Genomic DNA, 19,505 nt, shown 5'->3' on the forward strand with positions numbered 1-19,505 from the left:
TTATTTAGAACCTTTAATTCCTGCTTGTAATAACAATGCACCTAAACCACCAATCTTTTGTTCTTGTGGTTTCTCTTGCTTGCTACGCTGAGGGCGTTCAGCTTGATCTTTACGTGGTTGAGGACGTTTACCTTGAGGCTTACGTTCAAAACGCTGTTCTGTATTTTGTTCACGGCGTGGTGGACGCTGTGCTTTTACAGGTGCAGAACCTTCAGCACGCATACTTAAGTTCACGCGGTTACGTTCAACATCAACCTGCATAACACGCACTTGTACGATCTGGCCCGGTTTTACAACTTTATGCGGATCAGAAACGAACTCATTCGCTAATTCAGAAATATGAACTAAACCATCTTGATGTACACCAATATCAACGAAAGCACCAAAGTTTGTGACATTAGTGATCACACCCTCAAGTTGCATACCTTCTGTCAATTGACCAACTTCAGTAATATCTTCGCGGAATTTAGCAGTACGGAACTCTGGGCGCGGGTCACGACCTGGTTTTTCAAGTTCAGCTAATACGTCTTGTACTGTTGGCAAACCAAATTTGTCATCAACAAATTCATCAGCTTTTACTTGGCGAATGATTTCAGTATTACCAATGATGTCTTTCACAGTTGTCGCTTTTGCTGCAACAATTTTCTCAACAAGACCATAACTCTCAGGGTGAACAGCAGAAGCATCTAAAGGTTCAGAACCATTTTGGATGCGTAAGAAACCAGCCGCTTGTTCAAACGTACGCTCACCTAAACGTGGTACGCTTTTCAAAGCTTGACGGTTATCAAAACGACCATGCTCTTTGCGGTATTCAACAATTTGCTGAGCAATGGCTTTATTCAAACCTGCAATGTAAGCCAAGATTGCTGGTGAAGCGGTATTTACATCAACACCAACAGCGTTCACACAGTCTTCAACTACTGCGTCAAGAGTTTTTGCTAAACCAGTTTGATTTACGTCGTGTTGATATTGACCTACACCAATTGATTTCGGATCAATCTTAACAAGTTCAGCAAGTGGATCTTGTAAACGGCGAGCAATCGACACTGCACCACGAATTGAAACATCAAGCTCTGGAAGTTCTGCAGCAGCAAGCTCACTTGCAGAGTAAACAGATGCACCCGCTTCACTTACAGTCACACGTGTTAATTTGAGGTCTGTATTAGCAGCCATCATTTCAGCCACTACAGCTTCTGTTTCACGGCTAGCTGTACCATTACCAATAGCAATAAGCTCTACATTATATTCACGGCATAGACGTGCGAGCTCAGCAATAGAACCTTCTTTATCTTCTTTAGGCGCGAATGGATAGATCGTGCTATGAGCAAGTACATCACCTGCATCGCTTACTACCGCTAGTTTCACACCAGTACGAATACCAGGGTCAACACCTAGAGTAGTACGACCACCTGCTGGCGCTGATAATAATAAATGACGAAGATTTTCAGCAAATACCTGCATTGCTTCTGCTTCGGCAGTAAGTCGTTTTTCTGTGAGCAATGAATGCTCGATTTGAGGACGAACTTTACCCAACCAGAACAATTTTGCAGTTTGTTTTAAGAAATCTTGACGTGCTTGAGGTTGAATTTGCTCAAGGTTGTATTCAGTTTCAATACGCGCTAATGGTGCATCATCTTCACCATCAACTTTTAAACCTAATACGTTTTCTTGACGACCACGTAACATCGCCAATAAACGGTGTGAAGGTAATTTGTTTAAACCTTCAGAAAATTCAAAGTAATCACGGAATTTTTTACCGACTTCTTTCTTTTCTTCAGAAGCAACAGTACTTTTTAAAACCGCAGTTTTTGCAAAAGTTGCTTTTAATTCTGTAGTAAGCGCAATATTTTGTGCCCAGTCATCAATCAGAATATGCTGGATCGCATCTAACTGACTTTCAACATCTGGATAGTCTTCATGACTAAAACCAGCCAATGCTTCAGTCGGGTCAACTTGTTCTGCAATAATTTTTTCAGCAATCGGTCCTAAACCTGCTTCTTTTGCTTTAAAAGATTTACTTGTACGCTTAGGACGATACGGTGCATAAATTTCTTCTAAAGCATTTTTTGTTTCGGCTGCATTCACCCGCGCCAACAAGTCATCATTCAATTTATTCTGTTCTTGCAATGACTGAATGACCTTTTCACGGCGCTCATATAAATCACGTAAATACGCTAAACGAGTATCTAATTGGCGTAACTGCGTATCATCTAAACCTTGTGTTACTTCTTTACGGTAACGGGCAATGAATGGAACACTGGCACCTTCGTCAATTAAGCGGATGGCAGCTTCTACTTGGTTTGGACGTACGGCAAGCTCACTTGCCAACTGCTGAACTAAGTCAGTCATCGTGTTTGATCCCACAAGGATAAAGTTTAAAAGCACTGATTATAAAGACCAAGCCCATAAAATCCACACTTGTTTGCGTATTCAAAACTTTTTTTTGTATTGACTCTGAATATTTATACTTTTTACGACTACTAGAGCACGTAAAAACAGTGGTTTAAGTATGAAAAAGTTAAAACTGAACCCTACCTTTTAATCTTTATAAAATATAAACGTACGACTTATGTCATGAACATGACAAAAAATTAATATAATTTATGAGAAAATGATCATATTGATACATAGCCCAGAAGATAAAAATTTGAGGTTGAGCACTACTTTATTCTTCTAATTTCTTATCTACTCAGTTTTTTTATCTTATTCAGCAATCAAAAGTCTATTATATTTATTTCAAATAACTGATTTGAAACAATTAGTTATTACTATTGAGTTATTATAAATTTATTGAAAATTTAACTATTTGTTGTTTTAGGTCGGTCTTTGCTAAATTATGGGCTTAAGATGTTGTTTTTTGGTTTCAAACCACCTTGAAAATTGTAATTTTGAGCAAATTGATACATAGTCTAAACAAGAACATCGGCATTATACTGAGGGCTTGTTGGCAATAAGCCTATCCGACCCAATAATATATAAATTATGACTTTAAAAGGGAGTACATCATGAGTTTAGTTGTACCTGCTGAACATCCTGAAACCGTACACAACGAAACGGATCGTGTCGAACGTATTTTAGTGGTCGATGACGATGTGCGTTTACGTACCCTCTTGCAACGTTTTTTGGAAGATAAAGGCTTTGTTGTAAAAACTGCCCACGATGCTTCGCAAATGGACCGTTTATTACAACGTGAGTTATTTTCACTTATCGTACTCGACTTTATGTTACCGGTTGAAGATGGTTTAAGTATTTGCCGTCGTTTACGCCAATCAAATATTGATACGCCAATCATCATGTTAACAGCACGTGGTAGCGATTCAGACCGTATTGCCGGTCTTGAAGCTGGTGCAGATGACTACTTGCCAAAACCATTTAACCCAAATGAGCTTTTAGCCCGTATTCGTGCAGTATTACGTCGCCAAGTTCGTGAAGTTCCGGGTGCACCAAGCCAACAAGTTGAAGTAGTAAGCTTTGGTCCATGGTCTTTAGACTTGTCTACCCGCACACTGACACGCGAAGGACAAATCGTTACCTTAACAACTGGCGAATTTGCTGTATTAAAAGCATTAGTACAACACCCACGTGAACCATTAACACGCGATAAATTGATGAACTTAGCGCGTGGCCGTGAATGGGGTGCAATGGAACGTTCAATTGACGTTCAAGTTTCTCGTTTACGTCGTTTAATTGAAGATAACCCTGCACGTGCACGTTACATCCAAACTGTATGGGGTGTCGGCTATGTATTCGTTCCAGATGGTGCTGAATAAGCTTGAGATAAGATAGAGTGAGTTTAGAACCAATCGCCCCACAGAACTTTACCGATTACGTGACCTACTCAGAGCGTAAACGGACTCGATGGGAACGTTTTCTCGACAAAATAAAGCCACGTTCTGCTGCCATGCGTACCACTATTCTGGTACTGCTGGTGGTGTTCTTTAGCTTATTTATGTCGTTATGGTTCTTTTGGCGCACTCTTTATTTACCTGAAATTCAACAGCACGCCCGTTATCTTGCGGTCGAGCTTGAGCTCGTCAATAATCCTGATATACGAATTTTTCATCGTGAAAATGAAGTAGATATTGATGCGTGGTTGCGTAATCGAGTCGGTATTGAATACGTTACCAACCCCAAAGAATATCCAAGTGTCCGAGAAAAGGTCATTGCCGAGTTTTTTACCAATCATGTCGAAAAAAAGCTGGCAAATGAGATTGGGACTAAAGACGTTACCGTTTACTTTCAGTTTAAACCGAGCCCACGCATTTGGATTCAAACACCTGAAATGCATGGGAACTGGGTTCGTGAGCCTTTAAAAACCTATGCCAACTACAGTCCTGAACTTTTAGTGGGTTGGGTCGTGGGTGTTCCATTACTGTCGGCTATCATTATTTTAATTTTGGTTCGACAGATGAACCGCCCTCTGCGTCGTTTGCAAAATGCTGCCAATGAATACAGTAAATCTGGAACAGCGCCGTACCTTGATACCAATCACGGTCCATTAGAAATTCGTCAAGTAAACCAAGCCTTTAATCGTATGGTCTATACACTCGATCAGACTGAGCGTGAACGACGTATTATGTTGGCAGGTATTTCACATGATTTACGCACCCCTCTTACACGCATACGTTTAACAGCAGAGATGCTGCCTGATGAGTTTTTGCGTGAAGGTTTGGTTTATGACGTAGATGATATGGATGCAATTCTTAATCAGTTCATTTCATACATGCGCGATGGTTCAGATGAGGAGTTGAAAGACACCAATATCAACATGCTTTTGCAAGAACTTGTTGTGCAATTTAAACCTCTCGATATTCAATTCGAGATGCAGGATGTACCTATTATTCCGGCACGTAGTCTTTCTTTAAAAAGACTTATTGCCAACTTGATTAATAATGCAAAACGCTATGGTGCTGAACCGATAGAGCTCAGTGCAAAAGTTGAAAATGAATCTATTTTAATTACCGTTGCTGATCATGGTGAAGGCATTCCGGCAGATCAAATTGAAGAGTTAATGCAACCTTTTGTTCGCGGAGACTCAGCAAGAACCATTCAAGGTAGTGGTCTTGGGCTGGCTATTGTTAAACGTATTGTCGATATTCATCATGGTGAGATTCAAATTCATAATCGTGAACAAGGCGGTTTAGAAGTTATTATTTCTTTACCAATCCCAAAACCGAGTACCGAAGAAAATACCACGACGAATCCTTTGGAAAAAATAAAACAAACATTAAGTGAGCGCTTTTAATTTGAACAATCAGCAATTAAAAGCCTTGTTTTAATGACAAATAAAAACAATAAAAATCAATTAAATAAAGACCATAAATATAATTTATACCACCATTTATTTACAAAATTAGACCTTAGCCTAACACCTATGCACTTTTCAATTTTTCATAGCTAAAATCCCGTATGTTTTGACAATATTGAGGATGTCCAATGTCTTTAAGTCGTATTCGCCTAGCTTCTCTTCATGACAAGGTCATCAGTGCTGAACAAGCTGCGCAATTCATCGAAAATGGAATGACCGTTGGTATGAGTGGTTTTACCCGTGCCGGTGAAGCTAAAGCTGTTCCACAAGCACTTGTAGAGCATGCAAAGAAAAATCCGTTAAAAATCACGTTAATTACGGGTGCTAGCTTAGGTAATGACTTAGACAAACAACTCACGGAAGCAGGTGTTTTATCTCGTCGTATGCCATTTCAGGTAGACAACACTTTACGTCGTGCGATTAACAACGGCGAAGTTATGTTTATTGATCAACATTTATCAGAAACTGTTGAGCAAATGCGTAACCAGCAACTGAAACGTCCAGACGTTGCGGTGATTGAAGCAATTGCGATTACTGAAGATGGCGGCATTATTCCAACAACTTCTGTGGGTAACTCTGCAAGCTTTGCTATTTTTGCCGAAAAAGTTATTGTTGAAATCAACACATCTTTAAGCGAAAGCTTTGAAGGTTTGCACGACATCTATATTCCGACTTATCGCCCAACACGTACTCCAATTCCATTGACAAAAGTGGATGAGCGTATTGGTACAACAGCAATCCAGATCGATCCTGCAAAAATTGTAGGTATTGTATTTAACGATACACATGACTCACCATCAACAGTAACTCCTCCAGATGATGAGACTCAAGGCATTGCAAACCACTTAATTGCTTTCTTTAACAAAGAAGTTGCAGAAGGTCGTTTACCGAAAAACCTTGGTCCATTACAAGCAGGGATTGGTTCTATTGCCAATGCTGTATTAACAGGTTTAAAAGATTCTGATTTTGAAGACCTCATCATGTACTCAGAAGTACTACAAGACTGTACTTTTGAACTCATTGATGCAGGCAAAATGAAATTTGCTTCAGGTAGCTCAATTACCCTTTCTGCAAAATGTGGTGAAAAAGTTTTTGGCAATATCGAAGCTTACAAAGACAAATTAGTGCTTCGTCCACAAGAAATTTCTAACCATCCTGAATTGGTTCGTCGTTTAGGGATTATCGGCATTAACACTGCGCTTGAGTTTGATATTTACGGTAACGTGAACTCAACTCACGTGTGTGGTACTAAAATGATGAACGGTATTGGTGGTTCAGGTGACTTCGCTCGTAACGCTCACTTGGCGATCTTTGTAACCAAATCAATTGCTAAAGGCGGCGATATCTCTTCTATCGTGCCAATGGTAAGCCACGTTGATCACAGTGAACACGACGTTGATATTTTAGTGACAGAGCAAGGTTTAGCAGACTTACGCGGTTTAGCGCCTCGTGAACGCGCTCGCGCTATTATCGATAATTGTGTACACCCACTTTATCGTGATGCATTAAATGACTATTTTGACCGTGCATGCGCTAAAGGTGGACATACTCCTCACTTACTTCGTGAAGCGTTGTCTTGGCATGCAAACTTCGAAGAAACAGGTCAAATGCTTCAAGCAGCACCAGTTGCAAAATCAGCTTAAATCACTGGTTTAATTCAAGCACTCCTTCGGGAGTGCTTTTTTATTTGTTTAAATTATTAATAAAACACTGCTCAAGCCCGAATTTTTATTTTATCTTTTCAGCACATCAAAACAAAAAGTAGAAATCCATATGTTTATTATTCGTCAATTTACAAATGCAGATCTGGATGATGTCGTTATTTTATGGGAAAGCTGTGGTCTGACCCGTCCTTGGAATAATCCTGAAACCGATATTTTCAGAAAAGTCTCACAACAGGATGATTTGTTTTTAGTTGCTATTAAAGATGAGCAACTGATTGGTACGCTTATGGGCGGCTACGACGGCCATAGAGGCTGGATTAACTATCTGGCTGTTCACCCCCACCAACAACGCTTAGGAATCGCTACAGCGCTCGTTCAGCAGCTTGAGAAGCGTCTCATCGCTCGTGGTTGCCCAAAACTGCAATTACTCGTCCGTAAAGACAATTTGAATGTATTGAATTTTTACGAACAGCTTGGCTATGACGAGGTAGAAGCAGTGTGCTTAGGAAAAAGACTTATTCGTGATAGTTCTCATGATTAGAACCACGTTTCGGTTGGACTATTTTTAGAAAGTTAAGGCAATATTAGGGATAACCCTCTTTGCTTGTGGATAAAATGAGATTTATACACAGGTAAGGTCGTAATATTTTTATTAAATAAACAGACATGAAAAAAGCCCCATACATTATATATGGGGCTTTTTCGAATATGGTGGCGAGACCCAGGATCGAACTGGGGACACACGGATTTTCAATCCGTTGCTCTACCTACTGAGCTATCACGCCGATGGCCTGTATTAAGCCGTATCTCAGAACAATAGTCAACAATTATCCTGAGTTTCTGATTTAAATGAGTATTTTTTATACTTAAAAAAAATCCCTGATGGGATCAGGGATTGAAAACACAAATAATGGTGGCGAGACCCAGGATCGAACTGGGGACACACGGATTTTCAATCCGTTGCTCTACCTACTGAGCTATCACGCCGAAGTGGGCGTATTAAACAATGTTTATAAGAAGACGTCAAGCAACTTCCGTGTTTTTTGTAACAAGTGATTATTTTTAAATCACAACCACAAAATAATAGAAGCTTTTAGTGATGTAGTTTACCAATGTGAGCCAAACAGCGATGAATCGCGCCACAACCTGGTTCAAAAGTTTTAACACCTTTTGACTCTTCTATACGGCAAGCTTCTTCGACTAAGCGCTCAGCTACCCCACGACCACGGTTCGCAGGGTGCACAACAATATATTCAAGAACCTTGCTTTCGCCTTGTCCTGAAGACCAAATTGCACCTATAATTTTGGTGTTAAATTCGGCAGTGTATAGCGTGGTATACTGTTGTAAATCTTGTTCAAGTTGTTCAATCGCATCGTGCCCGTCACCAAACTCCGGACTTGTATCATACAGTCGCTCAAGCTGATCGCGGATCTCTGAATTATCTAGAGAACTATAAGCATGTACGGTAATAGGCATTGATTAACCCTCCTGAGCAAACTATGATGCTGTCACGAATTCGTCACAGCGAAATTGTCGTTAACATCCAATCATTTTTGACGTTTTTTGAGGAACGTGTCCATGACGCAACGTATCAGTGAAGTGGTTAGAAATACCAATGAAACCAAAATTCGAGTTCGTTTAAATCTCGACGGTACTGGTCAAGGCACACTAAACACTGGAGTTCCATTTTTAGACCATATGATTGATCAAATCAAGCGACATGGCTTATTTGATATCGATATTCACTGTGACGGAGACCTCGAGATTGATGATCACCACACCGTAGAAGACTGTGGTATCACGCTTGGACAAGCTTTTGCACAAGCTTTAGGCGATAAAAAAGGTTTAAAACGCTATGGTCATTTTTATGCACCATTAGATGAAGCTTTATCTCGCGTTGTTGTCGATTTATCTGGTCGTCCGGGTTTATTCATGGATATTCCATTTACCCGTGCACGCATCGGTACATTTGATGTCGATTTATTTTCTGAGTTTTTTCAAGGTTTCGTAAACCATGCGCTTATGACCTTACACATCGATAACTTAAAAGGTAAAAATAGCCACCATCAAATCGAAAGTGTGTTCAAAGCACTTGCTCGTGCTTTACGTATGGCATGTGAAGTTGATCCACGTGCAGAAAACACGATTGCATCGACAAAAGGTAGCCTCTAATGACACGTATCGCGTTACTTGATTATGGCATGGGCAATCTACACTCAGCGGCTAAAGCACTTGAGCATGTGGGCGCTACAGTCGATGTGACCAATGATCCAAAGTTAATTGCACAAGCCGACAAAATTGTTTTTCCAGGCGTTGGTGCAATGCGTGACTGCATGCAAGGTATGCGTGAAGCAGGTATTGATGAAGTTGTACGTAAAGCTGCATTTAATAAACCTGTTCTTGCGATTTGCGTAGGCATGCAAGCATTACTACAAAGTTCTGAAGAAAATGGCGGTGTAGACGCATTAGGTATTTTTGACGGCGTAGTAAAACATTTCCCTCAAATGGAAGGTTTAAAAGTACCACACATGGGCTGGAACCAAGTTCACCAAATGGACCCAAGCCATCCAATGTGGAATAACATCGAACAAGATGCTCGCTTCTACTTTGTACATAGCTACTATGTCGAACCAAAAGATGAAAGCGTTGTGGCTGCGACTTGTGAGTATGGCGTGAATTTCTGCACAGCAATTCATAAAGATAATTTATTCGCGACCCAATTCCACCCAGAGAAAAGTCATACTGCTGGTTTGCAGTTACTTAAAAACTTTGTGGAATGGAATATTTAATCTGATTTAAAACTGAAAAAGATTAGGTCTAGATGGCCTGATCTTTTTTTTATTTACAATAACAACTAATCATTTATAGAATGATGTTTTATTCAACAAAATATTGAATATTTATACTTTTAAATAAAACCAAATGATCAGGAAAACAAAATGAATTCACCTTTCGAAAATCAACCACTTCAACAAGATTCCCCCTTTAAAGCTAGTGGTCGTTTTGGGCGACTCTCTTATGCTGCTTGGACATTCTTATTTTCACTCGTCATCGGTATCGCCGTTGTCATCATCGCTTTTACTTTTGGGTTTACATCTAGTCAGGAACTAACGGGTCTTTCTACGGCAGGCATGATTGTTATCGCCATTCTTTATATTGTTTGCCTCTATGTAAGTTTTGTATTTACCATCCGCCGCTTGCACGACCGCAATAATACAGGATGGCTATCATTACTGATGCTGATCCCCGCCGTAAACCTCATTTTTATGATCTATCTCTTTGCGGCAAAAGGTACAGAAGGCAATAATGATTACGGCCCACAGCGCCCTACCCCTGGTTGGGAACGCGTTTTAGGCTGGATTTATATTATCCTAATTCCCCTTGCTTTGGTTTTTGCTGTCGTTGCCACAATCATGTCTCCGACCTATGAAGGCTATGTCGAGAAAAGTGAAAGTGTGGTCATAGGTACACCTTCTCAGTCTCAATAATTTTTAAAGACATTCATAAAGCCTAGTTCTCTAGGCTTTATTCATATATAAAGTGAATAGCCCAATTCATTTGTACGCTGTTAAATATGTCCGAAGCCGTTGCCCTCCTTGATAAAGCCTCTATTCAGCAGCTTCCTCCTTTTGAAAATATTAACCACCATAATATTGTGGTGATAGAAAATATTGAGCAATGCAAAAGTATTGAAGAAGAATTAAAAAACGCTGCAATTTTGGGATTTGATTCTGAGTCTAAACCTACATTTAAAGTGGGTGAAATCTCAACTGGGCCACACTTGATTCAACTTGCTACAGCACAAAAAGCCTATTTATTTCATGTCAATTCATCAACTTTAAAATTCTTGCAGCCCATTTTATCTAACCAGAAGCAAATTAAAGTCGGTTTTGGCCTTAAAAATGATAAGCATATTTTTCATAAAAAAGGTATAGAACTAGAAAGTTGTGTCGACCTTGCTAAAGGTTTTAGTCACTTTGGTTTTAAACAGCAAATGGGCTTACAAAAAGCGGTGGCGCTGTTATTTGGACAATATCTAGCAAAGTCGAAAAAAGTCGGAACTTCAAACTGGGCAAGAAAGCCACTTACATCTCAGCAAATAAATTATGCCGCTGCTGATGCTTATGCGGCATTACTCGTATTTGAAGAGCTCAGAAACCAAAAACTATTACCCGCTCACATTTCACAAACTATTCAAACCGCACTTCAAGCGTAAAGTAATAAAAGTCTTTTCTAAGGCTTAGCGATTGATCAATACTTTGCTAAGATGTGCACAATTTCATAAACATGATGAAGCAAGGAGCGGAAGCATGCTAATCATTCCAGCAATTGACCTGAAAGATGGTAAATGTGTGCGTTTAAAACAAGGGCGTATGGAAGACGATACCGTTTTCTCTGACGATCCGGTTGCAACTGCCCAGCATTGGGTAAATGAAGGTGCGCGCCGTTTGCATTTGGTTGATTTGAATGGCGCTTTCGCAGGTACTCCAATTCATAAGCCTGTTGTTGAGGCGATTGCTAAAGCTCAGCCAGAATTACCAATTCAAATTGGTGGTGGTATTCGCTCATTAGAAACGATTGAACACTATTTAGAAGCTGGCGTGACTTTTGTCATTATCGGCACTAAAGCTGTTCAAGAACCTGAATTTGTAGAAGAAGCTTGTAAACGTTTTGCAGGTCACATCATTGTTGGTATTGATGCCATGAATGGTATGGTTGCAACTGACGGTTGGGCAAACGTTACTGATGTGAAAGCAACTGATTTAGCGAAACGCTTTGCTGATGCAGGCGTGTCTAGCATTGTTTATACAGACATTGCTCGTGACGGTATGATGCAAGGTGTAAACGTTGAGCAAACTGTAAACTTGGCTCAATACTCAGGCTTACCAGTAATCGCTTCTGGTGGTGTTACCAACCTTGATGACGTTCGTAACTTAAAAGGTCAACCGGGCATTTTAGGTGCGATTACAGGCCGCGCAATTTATGAAGGTACTTTAAACCTTCGTGAAGCTCAGCTTTTGTTAGATGAAAACCGTCTTTAATTTTTAAGATGTAAAAAGAGCCTGATTAGGCTCTTTTTTATTTTTGATTATCTTTAGTTTAATAACTTTTCTAAATCGATTACCTCATCCGCAATTTCCATCGCATAGGGTGAATGCGTAATCATGATCACGGATGGAACAACCTGCTGAATATATTCAAGTATATTTTTTGCAGTATCTACATCCAAGGCGGCAGTCGGTTCGTCTAGGATGATGAGCTGCGGGCGAGCTAAAAGACCTCGAAGAATGCAAATTCTTTGCTTTTCTCCTCCTGAAAAATTCTTATAAATTTCAGTTAAATCATCATTGAGTGTTAACTGATGCTTTTTTAAAATATGCAACAAGTTAAATTGCTCGAGCATCTGAAGTAAGTAAGAATCCTCATATATGTGCGAGGAGTTATAAACTAAATTATCTCTAAGGGAATAAGGGAAAATAACTGGTTGCTGTGCAACGTAAACAACCTCATCAAAAATATGCTTAGAGAAATTTTGGCTAATATCAATATTCTTATAGCAAAGCTGCCCTGATTGAATCTGGTACACGCCCATTAAATAATTCATTAGAGAAGTCTTTCCCAAGCCAGTTGGCCCAATCACGACATACGTTTTATTGGCTAATATTGTTAAATTAAAATGATCTACGGCTCTTTTCCCAAGTAAAAATTTAGCATTTATAAATTGAAAGAGAACATTGGAGTCTTGAACGATAGAATGCGTATAATTTTCTTTATTGAGATCAAAGTATTTTCGATATTTTGCTAAGGCTACAAAGTTACCATTTAAACGCATCAAGCTTTGAGAAACCGCTAAAAATGGATTGGTGAGTTGAATAATATAAGTACTTATCAATACGAAAGCACCCGGTGTAAGCTGCTTTTCAGTTGAAAGAAAGACTGTAAATAACATAAAAAAGAGTAAAAACAAAAAGATCAGGAACAATTGAGAAATCATCAATAGCCCTATTTTTTTATTCCTATCTTTAGCTGTTTTGATGAATGAGTCTAATGTGGTATTAAATTTTGACAATTGAAACGGTACTGCATTTTTTACTTTAATTTCATATGAATTTGAGATCTGATGTATCAAATCGCTATTTACCTGATTATCTTGTTGATACATCGAATCAAATAAAGAACTACTTCTTTTATTTATATGAAAGGAAACTAAAAAAATAACGATAGCTACCAATAAAAAACTGATACTAAAAAGTAAGCTAATAGTTGTAAATAAAACTGCAAAGATCATAACCAATTGAAAAATGATTGGCCCCAAATGAAGCAGCAACGTTAGATTTATCTCACCAAAAGCAGAACTTCCTCTTGCAAGATCACTAATGACTGTTCCAGCTTCAATTTGATCTTGCTCATCTTTTTTAAGATTTAAATAATTTTTTAACCCCGCAAAAATTAATGCTCCTTTGAAATCAACCATCAAATAAGCACTAAAAATATTTTTCGTCCAATTACATAACTCATTCGCTAACCATGCTGCAGCATAAGCGAGTACGATTAGATATAAGAAATTAAATGGAAGTCGAATATCTAGTGGAAAGTTATATGCCTGTGCAGAGTAATCAATAATAATTTTTAATAGGTATGGCAATAATGTCGTAAAGAATGCTGTAAACATTACTAATAAAAACATGAGAAACATACTACCTTTCTGCTTCTTATAATTTTCTTTAGAAACCTGCCATAAAAATTTATAGTTTTGAATATCTTGTGAACTTAATAAGAACTTCATTTCTGTATCTTTTTTCTATTAAAACGAGTTAAAAATAATTTCATTACACACGAAATATCATAACTTGCCTTATTTATTCTTATTCGTATTTTTTGTTTAAATTGAATTCACAGGTTTTTAAGAGAGGTCATATACATCATATATGCCTTCAATAAACTGCATAAATTTTAAAAACATATATTTTATTAAAAAGCTTAAATTCCAAATCAATACACCACATTACGAGTAAATTTAAGCACTTGGTTACCACTATTGATATAGGTATAAGTAACAGAACTTTCAAAAATAAAAGATGAACCAGCAGAAATCATTTTTTTGCTGTCTGTAAATTGTATGGTCAACTCACCTTCTAATACGTAAATAATTTCTTGCCATCCGTCTGCATCTGCTTCCGCAACGTAAGACTCTCCCACAGCCAAAGACCATATCCAAAGCTCAACTTGGGAACGAGATGGAACTGAAGCGAGCAAGGTTGCTTTACTTTCCTCATCTTCACCCTGCCAAGCGAGTGCATTTACTACGGCATGTTCTTTATGCTCAGGTGCACTCACAATCGTTTTAAAATCCACACCCAACACTGCTGCAATCGCATCGAGTTTGGCCAAACTAATATTGACCTGCCCAGTTTCCAAAGCAGCAATGGTTCGTCTACTCACACCTGCCTGATCTGCCAAATCTTGTTGACTCAAATCTCGTTCATCTCTTAATAAACGAATATTTGTGCCTACGTGCTGTAAAACGGTACTCGACTGGCTCATAAAATGGATTAGCAAGAAAATTTGAGCAATATATTGCACAAAATACAAGAATAGCGCAATATGTGCAGTATATTGCACAATTTAATTTAACTTGAGTATGTCACCAATTTCTCTGAGTTCAAGCAAAGCCCCACAGTTAGCCCTGATTCTGATTACGATCATTTGGGGAGGAACATTCCTTACTGTGCAGTATGCGCTGAATTTTGCATCACCTATGTTTTTTGTAGGCTGTCGTTTTGCTGTAGCAGCTCTTACTTTGCTTCTTATCTCATTAAAAAGTATGAAAGGTGTTACTTTAAAAGATTTAGGCGCTGGTAGCGCGATTGGTCTTGTGATTGCGGCAGGCTACGGCACCCAGACCATTGGCCTACAAACCATTCCGAGTAGTGAATCCGCTTTTTTAACGGCGCTATATGTTCCGCTTGTTCCTATTTTAATGTGGCTCATCTTTAGAAAAACTCCACATATTATGACTTGGGTGGGAGCTGCTCTTGCGTTTGCTGGCCTTGTTTTCTTAACGGGAAATGGTTTTGAGCAAATTTCATTAAGTTTTGGGCAGCTGTTAACAATCTTGGGTGCCTTTGCGATTGCTTTAGAAATTATTTTTATTAGCTACTTTGCTGGAAAGGTAAATTTACGCCGCGTCACAATCATTCAACTTGGCGTCGCTTCTCTAATTTCTTTCGCCATCATGCCTGTGGTGGGTGAACATACAATTCCAGCATTTTCATGGCCCCTAGTACTGATTGCTGTTGCATTAGGTTTAGCGAGTGCGCTCATTCAATTTGTTATGAACTGGGCTCAACGTGTGGTTGATCCTTCACGTGCCGCAATTATCTATGCAGGAGAACCTGTTTGGGCAGGCATTATTGGTCGAATTGCAGGTGAGCGTTTGCCATTGATTGCCCTTTTGGGAGGTGCTTTAGTGGTCTTAGGCGTTTTAGTCAGTGAGTTAAAAATTAAGTTGCCCATTAAAAAAGCTAAAAGAATTCGAGAATAAAAAAGAGAGCTTAATGCTCTCTTTTTTACTATCTATCATTTTTTCTTCAATAACCTACACGGTTGGTAGTACTCAACCGTCGGCATTGGGTCATAAAATGGATGGAGCAAAGTTTTCCATTCTTGATAAGCCTCAGACTTTCTAAACCCTTCTGTATGGTTTTCAATTTCATCCCAGAAAATCATTAAAATATAATGATGGGGATCGGTTGCATGCTTAATCAGTTGGACCGCATTAAAGCCTTCCATTGGATAAACAATATGTTTAGCCTGCTCGAATGCTTCAAGAAATGCTTCACTTTGCCCAGACTTTATACTCAAATGTACATGTTCAATAATCATAATTCATTGATACATCGGGCGGTTATCATTTAACGCAATCAATCCACGAATTGCACGATATACAATCCAGATCCACGCAGCACCAATTACGCCCACACAGAATACGGTCGATGAAACGGCAACGCCTGCAAATAGATTAGTATTTTCGCCCGTAAAGAACAGGAAAATAAACGGCAGAAAGGCAATAATATTCCAAGCCAGATACCACCAGAATGTTCTGATTTGCCATGTAAAGTGGCTCGCGAAAATCGAGCCTTGTACATCAGAACGTTTTACGTAGTTAATAATTAAAGCAATAACCGCAAGTAAGCCGCCTGTAAAAATGGCAACAATATAAAGTACATATAAAATAAGTGTTAAAGTACGATTTGGATCTTGGTCGATAGAACTATTCATTTTTATACCTCTCAAGTTTATTAAAACGATTTACTTTTATGAGCCCCGCAATACGTTTAAGGGAGAAATTAGCCACAAAATCAAAAGTAAATGAAAGAATATGGTACAAAAATAAATCTTACGAAAGGGTTGTTTTTGTGTTTTATGTCTCAGTTTTTGTTGTGCCCACCATGCAGCTGGCCAACCTCCTAAAAAGCTAACAATGTGCAATGTTTGTTCAGGTACACGGCGATTACCCAATTGTGCGGCTTCTTTGTCTTGTGAATAGAGCCAATAACTTAAGGCATTCATCATTAAAACAAATAACAAGGTATAAGCTGGCAAAATATGAATAAAACTCATAATTCCCATTAAAACGAAATAAAACACGATCCCCATTTGCATTGCAGACCAAGGGTTAGCTTGAAAAGAAGATTCTGCTTTTGCAGGCTTGGACGCTTTTCGAGTTTGAGATGCTTTTAAATAGGTGACCTGCTGAGCACGAAAACGGCCTCGTTCATCGAGAATCACCCGATATTCCAGTGCACAGCCAATAATTGGCCGAGGTCCGGGGCGTGCAAAATCTTTGATATGCAAAAAGACTCGCTCTTTTTCAGCATCATCCGGCTGAATAAAGCCATAACCTTTTTCGTCGAACCATTCGACTAAACGCCCCTGATCTCGCATGTTTATTCCCTTTTATGCTTTTACATGACTTAAACGGTCTTGCATCATTGCTCGCATTTCTTGCGGGTCTTTTTGCAAAATGTCATCGCCGGTACGTCCTTCTTCTTTATTTTTTTGAGCAACTTGCAAACGCATTGACCAAAAACGGCACGCTGCCATTGCCAAGAATACATCTAAACATGCAAGTTCATCTGAAGTCAGCGCACGAACTTTTTGGTATGCCGCTAAATAAGCGTCGACTTTGTCTGAGTTTAAATGCGCTGCTGGATATTCGGTACAAAAATCATTAATGGTAATCGCAATATCAAACAGCAACTCATCTTGATTTAACTCGTAAAAATCTAGAATACCTTGTAATTGCTCGCCTTCAAACAAAGTATTGTCGCGGAACAAATCAGAGTGAATAAAACCTGTTGGTCGATTTGAATACTGCGCTGTTTTAGTATTAAAAGCTTGATAGACCTGCTCAAGTAAAGTTTGGTCATCTTGAGTCATGCTTGGTTTCAGCTGTTCTGCAACACCTGTCCAGTATTGATGATCACGTCGATATTCACGTTCAAGTGGAAAATCTTGTAAAGCCACATGCAGTTTCGCCTGTGCATCTGCAATCGCTGCAACTTGTGCTACTGTGGTTTGCATGGGATGGTGACCCATTAAACGTGGTGCAATTTGTGCAGGCTTGTCTGCAATAACATGAACCGCTTGACCGCTGTGCTTTAACGGCACTGCAACAGGTACATCATGAGTACCTAATTGCTCAAGTACAGGAATAAGTTCGCCTGCACCTTGTGCATCTAACTCTTCAAACACGGTGAGTACATATTGTTTGCGGTTTACATCAACCAGAAAATAATTGGTGTTTTGAATACCTCCCTGAATTGGGTTCAGCTCCAACACCTCTAATCCATAAGGTGCAGCAAAGGTGCGAACTTCATCTAAACTCAACGGGGTATAAACCGACATGGAAAACCTGCAAAAAACATCTGTGAAGTTTGATAGAATACCTCTTCCCTCCATGAAGGTGTAGCGCCTGTGTAGGAACTTTCACCAACGGCGATTATTTTTGGAAAAAGCTATGCTTGCTAAACGTATTATTCCTTGCCTAGACGTTGATAACGGACGCGTAGTTAAAGGCGTTCAATTCCTCGATATTCGTGATGCTGGCGACCCTGTTGAAGTGGCACGTCGCTATAACGAACAAGGTGCAGACGAAATTACTTTCTTAGACATTACCGCTACACATCATGGACGCGATACCACTTACCGTACTGTTGAACGTATGGCCGAGACTGTATTTGTGCCATTAACTGTCGGTGGTGGTGTACGTAAGGTTGAAGATATTCGTGCGTTATTAAATGCAGGTGCAGACAAAGTTAGTATTAACTCGGCTGCCGTATTTAATCCAGAATTTGTTCAAGAAGCTTCACAGCACTTTGGCGCGCAATGTATTGTGGTTGCGATTGATGCCAAAAAAACTGGCGACAACAAATGGGAAATCTTTACTCACGGTGGCCGTAAACCAACTGGTATTGATGCCATTGAATGGGCTGTAAAAATGGCTGACTACGGTGCGGGCGAGTTGCTGATTACCAGTATGGACGCGGATGGTACTAAAGCAGGTTACGATATTGCATTAATGCGTGCTATTAATGACCGCGTTACCATTCCAACGATTGCCTCAGGTGGTGTAGGTAACTTACAACACCTTGCAGATGGTATTTTACAAGGTGGTGCCGATGCAGTATTGGCAGCAAGTATTTTCCACTTTGGTCAATATACGATTCCAGAAGCTAAACAATATTTGGCTGAACAAGGCATCGAAATGCGCTTGTAAGCTTAATCATAATTAAAGGGGCAATATGCCCCTTTAATTTTTATGCCGCACCATCTATTTCTTTCACTTCACTAGGAAGTTCTAATTTTTCTTTTTTCTCGACCCATTTTGCTGGAAAGATTTTTTCTACAGCTTGAGTTAACGGTTTAGCAAATAAAGTAGGCAACCGAATACCCAAAGGATTTTGTTCTTTTAAATCTGCTGAAGACACCACTCGTGTTCCCATCACATAATCAAACCCAGGTTTGGTCACACACCAATTGGCGTCTTGATTAGAGTTCATGTGGTGGTCGTAATGCCATGGAATTTTACGCTTTGCCCAGTCAGGCTCTAAATGTGCACGGCGATGAATATAATAATAATTTCCTGCACTGTACCAAGCTGCGAGAGCCATGCCTTTTGAAAATGGATAGAACATTGCACTTGAAACGGTTGCCACTACAGCAAGCGAAATTAACTCATTTTTTGTTCGCCAGTTACCAACGCCCTCAACATAGCAATCATCATGAAATTGTTGTTTGCGGACTTCACGATGGTGTGCCCAATGAGATTCCATGCTTTTTGGTACTGGGCTATAACGTGGTTTTCCAGCACGGTGTACACCATGCAAAATATATTTGTGTGCTACCCATTCAAATGCATTTGCAACCGCAATTCCTGCAATAAACCCTTTTAACATCAGCTAACTCCTTTTCTTTTTATTCAGAATATAAAATTCTTTATGCTAGGTATTGACCAGAATTTATGGTT

At 39.3% G+C, this 19,505-nt stretch carries 21 protein-coding genes and 2 tRNA genes; 12 read left to right on the forward strand and 11 right to left on the reverse strand.

Annotated features, from left to right (window positions below):
- A complete protein-coding gene (gene tex / locus F928_RS17475) occupies nt 1–2,349 on the reverse strand; it encodes a Tex family protein (RefSeq protein ID WP_002116875.1) in 2,349 nt (782 codons plus the stop codon).
- 656 nt (nt 2,350–3,005) lie between these two features.
- On the opposite strand from tex, the gene ompR reads away from it, so the two are divergent.
- From ompR to ypeA, 5 genes are all read left to right on the forward strand, one after another.
- Nucleotides 3,006–3,770, forward strand: a complete 765-nt coding sequence (ompR, locus tag F928_RS17480) for an osmolarity response regulator transcription factor OmpR (protein WP_000060753.1) — start codon at nt 3,006–3,008, stop codon at nt 3,768–3,770.
- 17 nt (nt 3,771–3,787) lie between these two features.
- Nucleotides 3,788–5,245, forward strand: coding sequence for an ATP-binding protein (envZ, locus tag F928_RS17485; protein WP_002117035.1), 1,458 nt, complete (start codon nt 3,788–3,790; stop codon nt 5,243–5,245).
- Nucleotides 5,246–5,278: 33 nt separating this feature from the next.
- On the forward strand, nt 5,279–5,401 hold the full coding sequence (locus F928_RS22185; RefSeq protein WP_080631028.1) for a hypothetical protein: 123 nt from the start codon (nt 5,279–5,281) through the stop codon (nt 5,399–5,401).
- 35 nt (nt 5,402–5,436) lie between these two features.
- Nucleotides 5,437–6,951, forward strand: a complete 1,515-nt coding sequence (locus tag F928_RS17490; RefSeq protein WP_002116671.1) for an acetyl-CoA hydrolase/transferase family protein — start codon at nt 5,437–5,439, stop codon at nt 6,949–6,951.
- 130 nt (nt 6,952–7,081) lie between these two features.
- The gene (gene ypeA / locus F928_RS17495; protein WP_002116887.1) at nt 7,082–7,513 is read left to right on the forward strand and encodes a GNAT family acetyltransferase; all 432 of its coding nucleotides are present in this window, start codon (nt 7,082–7,084) and stop codon (nt 7,511–7,513) included.
- Nucleotides 7,514–7,681: 168 nt separating this feature from the next.
- On the opposite strand, the gene F928_RS17500 is transcribed toward ypeA, so the two are convergent.
- From F928_RS17500 to F928_RS17510, 3 genes are all read right to left on the reverse strand, one after another.
- Nucleotides 7,682–7,757: transfer RNA gene (locus tag F928_RS17500), tRNA-Phe, on the reverse strand.
- Nucleotides 7,758–7,883: 126 nt separating this feature from the next.
- Nucleotides 7,884–7,959: transfer RNA gene (locus F928_RS17505), tRNA-Phe, on the reverse strand.
- A 106-nt stretch (nt 7,960–8,065) separates the two neighbouring features.
- Nucleotides 8,066–8,449, reverse strand: a complete 384-nt coding sequence (locus F928_RS17510; protein WP_002116928.1) for a GNAT family N-acetyltransferase — start codon at nt 8,447–8,449, stop codon at nt 8,066–8,068.
- A 102-nt stretch (nt 8,450–8,551) separates the two neighbouring features.
- Here F928_RS17510 and hisB point away from each other — a divergent pair, with 102 nt between their 5' ends.
- The 5 genes from hisB (at nt 8,552) to hisA (ending at nt 12,015) form a co-directional block, all read left to right on the forward strand.
- Nucleotides 8,552–9,145, forward strand: coding sequence for an imidazoleglycerol-phosphate dehydratase HisB (gene hisB / locus F928_RS17515; protein ID WP_002116767.1), 594 nt, complete (start codon nt 8,552–8,554; stop codon nt 9,143–9,145).
- Nucleotides 9,145–9,762: an imidazole glycerol phosphate synthase subunit HisH gene (hisH, locus tag F928_RS17520; RefSeq protein ID WP_002116911.1), complete on the forward strand. Its 618-nt coding sequence runs from the start codon at nt 9,145–9,147 to the stop codon at nt 9,760–9,762. Before hisB ends, hisH begins: the two co-directional genes overlap by 1 nt.
- A 150-nt stretch (nt 9,763–9,912) precedes the next feature.
- Nucleotides 9,913–10,461 carry a DUF805 domain-containing protein gene (locus F928_RS17525; protein WP_005067011.1) on the forward strand — a complete coding sequence of 183 codons (549 nt, stop codon included), beginning with the start codon at nt 9,913–9,915 and terminating at the stop codon, nt 10,459–10,461.
- An 86-nt stretch (nt 10,462–10,547) separates the two neighbouring features.
- Nucleotides 10,548–11,189 (forward strand): 3'-5' exonuclease, encoded by a 642-nt coding sequence (wrn, locus tag F928_RS17530; protein ID WP_005078518.1) that lies wholly within the window; start codon nt 10,548–10,550, stop codon nt 11,187–11,189.
- Nucleotides 11,190–11,283: 94 nt separating this feature from the next.
- Nucleotides 11,284–12,015, forward strand: coding sequence for a 1-(5-phosphoribosyl)-5-[(5-phosphoribosylamino)methylideneamino]imidazole-4-carboxamide isomerase (gene hisA / locus F928_RS17535; protein WP_000905538.1), 732 nt, complete (start codon nt 11,284–11,286; stop codon nt 12,013–12,015).
- Between the two features lie 53 nt (nt 12,016–12,068).
- Here the strand turns inward: hisA and F928_RS17540 are convergent, their stop codons facing one another.
- Nucleotides 12,069–13,760 carry an ATP-binding cassette domain-containing protein gene (locus F928_RS17540; RefSeq protein WP_005078520.1) on the reverse strand — a complete coding sequence of 564 codons (1,692 nt, stop codon included), beginning with the start codon at nt 13,758–13,760 and terminating at the stop codon, nt 12,069–12,071.
- 206 nt (nt 13,761–13,966) lie between these two features.
- Nucleotides 13,967–14,518, reverse strand: coding sequence for a helix-turn-helix domain-containing protein (locus F928_RS17545; RefSeq protein ID WP_025465499.1), 552 nt, complete (start codon nt 14,516–14,518; stop codon nt 13,967–13,969).
- A 97-nt stretch (nt 14,519–14,615) separates the two neighbouring features.
- On the opposite strand from F928_RS17545, the gene F928_RS17550 reads away from it, so the two are divergent.
- Nucleotides 14,616–15,518 carry a DMT family transporter gene (locus F928_RS17550; RefSeq protein ID WP_005078524.1) on the forward strand — a complete coding sequence of 301 codons (903 nt, stop codon included), beginning with the start codon at nt 14,616–14,618 and terminating at the stop codon, nt 15,516–15,518.
- 35 nt (nt 15,519–15,553) lie between these two features.
- Here the strand turns inward: F928_RS17550 and F928_RS17555 are convergent, their stop codons facing one another.
- Genes F928_RS17555 through thrB form a run of 4 tightly spaced genes read right to left on the reverse strand, consistent with a single transcriptional unit; the run spans nt 15,554 to nt 17,884 of the window.
- On the reverse strand, nt 15,554–15,859 hold the full coding sequence (locus F928_RS17555; protein ID WP_005078526.1) for an antibiotic biosynthesis monooxygenase family protein: 306 nt from the start codon (nt 15,857–15,859) through the stop codon (nt 15,554–15,556).
- Between the two features lie 3 nt (nt 15,860–15,862).
- Nucleotides 15,863–16,255: a DUF4870 family protein gene (locus F928_RS17560; RefSeq protein WP_005078529.1), complete on the reverse strand. Its 393-nt coding sequence runs from the start codon at nt 16,253–16,255 to the stop codon at nt 15,863–15,865.
- Nucleotides 16,256–16,291: 36 nt separating this feature from the next.
- Complete coding sequence (locus F928_RS17565) at nt 16,292–16,921, reverse strand: DUF1294 domain-containing protein (protein ID WP_005078530.1); 630 nt, start codon at nt 16,919–16,921, stop codon at nt 16,292–16,294.
- A gap of 12 nt (nt 16,922–16,933) precedes the next feature.
- Nucleotides 16,934–17,884, reverse strand: a complete 951-nt coding sequence (thrB, locus tag F928_RS17570) for a homoserine kinase (protein WP_005078532.1) — start codon at nt 17,882–17,884, stop codon at nt 16,934–16,936.
- A gap of 112 nt (nt 17,885–17,996) precedes the next feature.
- Between thrB and hisF the strand changes: the two genes are divergently transcribed.
- Entirely contained in the window at nt 17,997–18,755 is a 759-nt protein-coding gene (gene hisF / locus F928_RS17575) for an imidazole glycerol phosphate synthase subunit HisF (RefSeq protein ID WP_000880078.1), read from the forward strand.
- Between the two features lie 40 nt (nt 18,756–18,795).
- Here hisF and F928_RS17580 read toward each other — a convergent pair whose 3' ends face one another.
- Nucleotides 18,796–19,434 carry a hypothetical protein gene (locus F928_RS17580; RefSeq protein WP_005078535.1) on the reverse strand — a complete coding sequence of 213 codons (639 nt, stop codon included), beginning with the start codon at nt 19,432–19,434 and terminating at the stop codon, nt 18,796–18,798.
- Nucleotides 19,435–19,505 lie beyond the last annotated feature (71 nt).

The sequence above is a fragment of the Acinetobacter pittii ATCC 19004 = CIP 70.29 genome, from assembly GCF_000369045.1.
GTDB classification, from domain to species: Bacteria; Pseudomonadota; Gammaproteobacteria; order Pseudomonadales; family Moraxellaceae; genus Acinetobacter; species Acinetobacter pittii.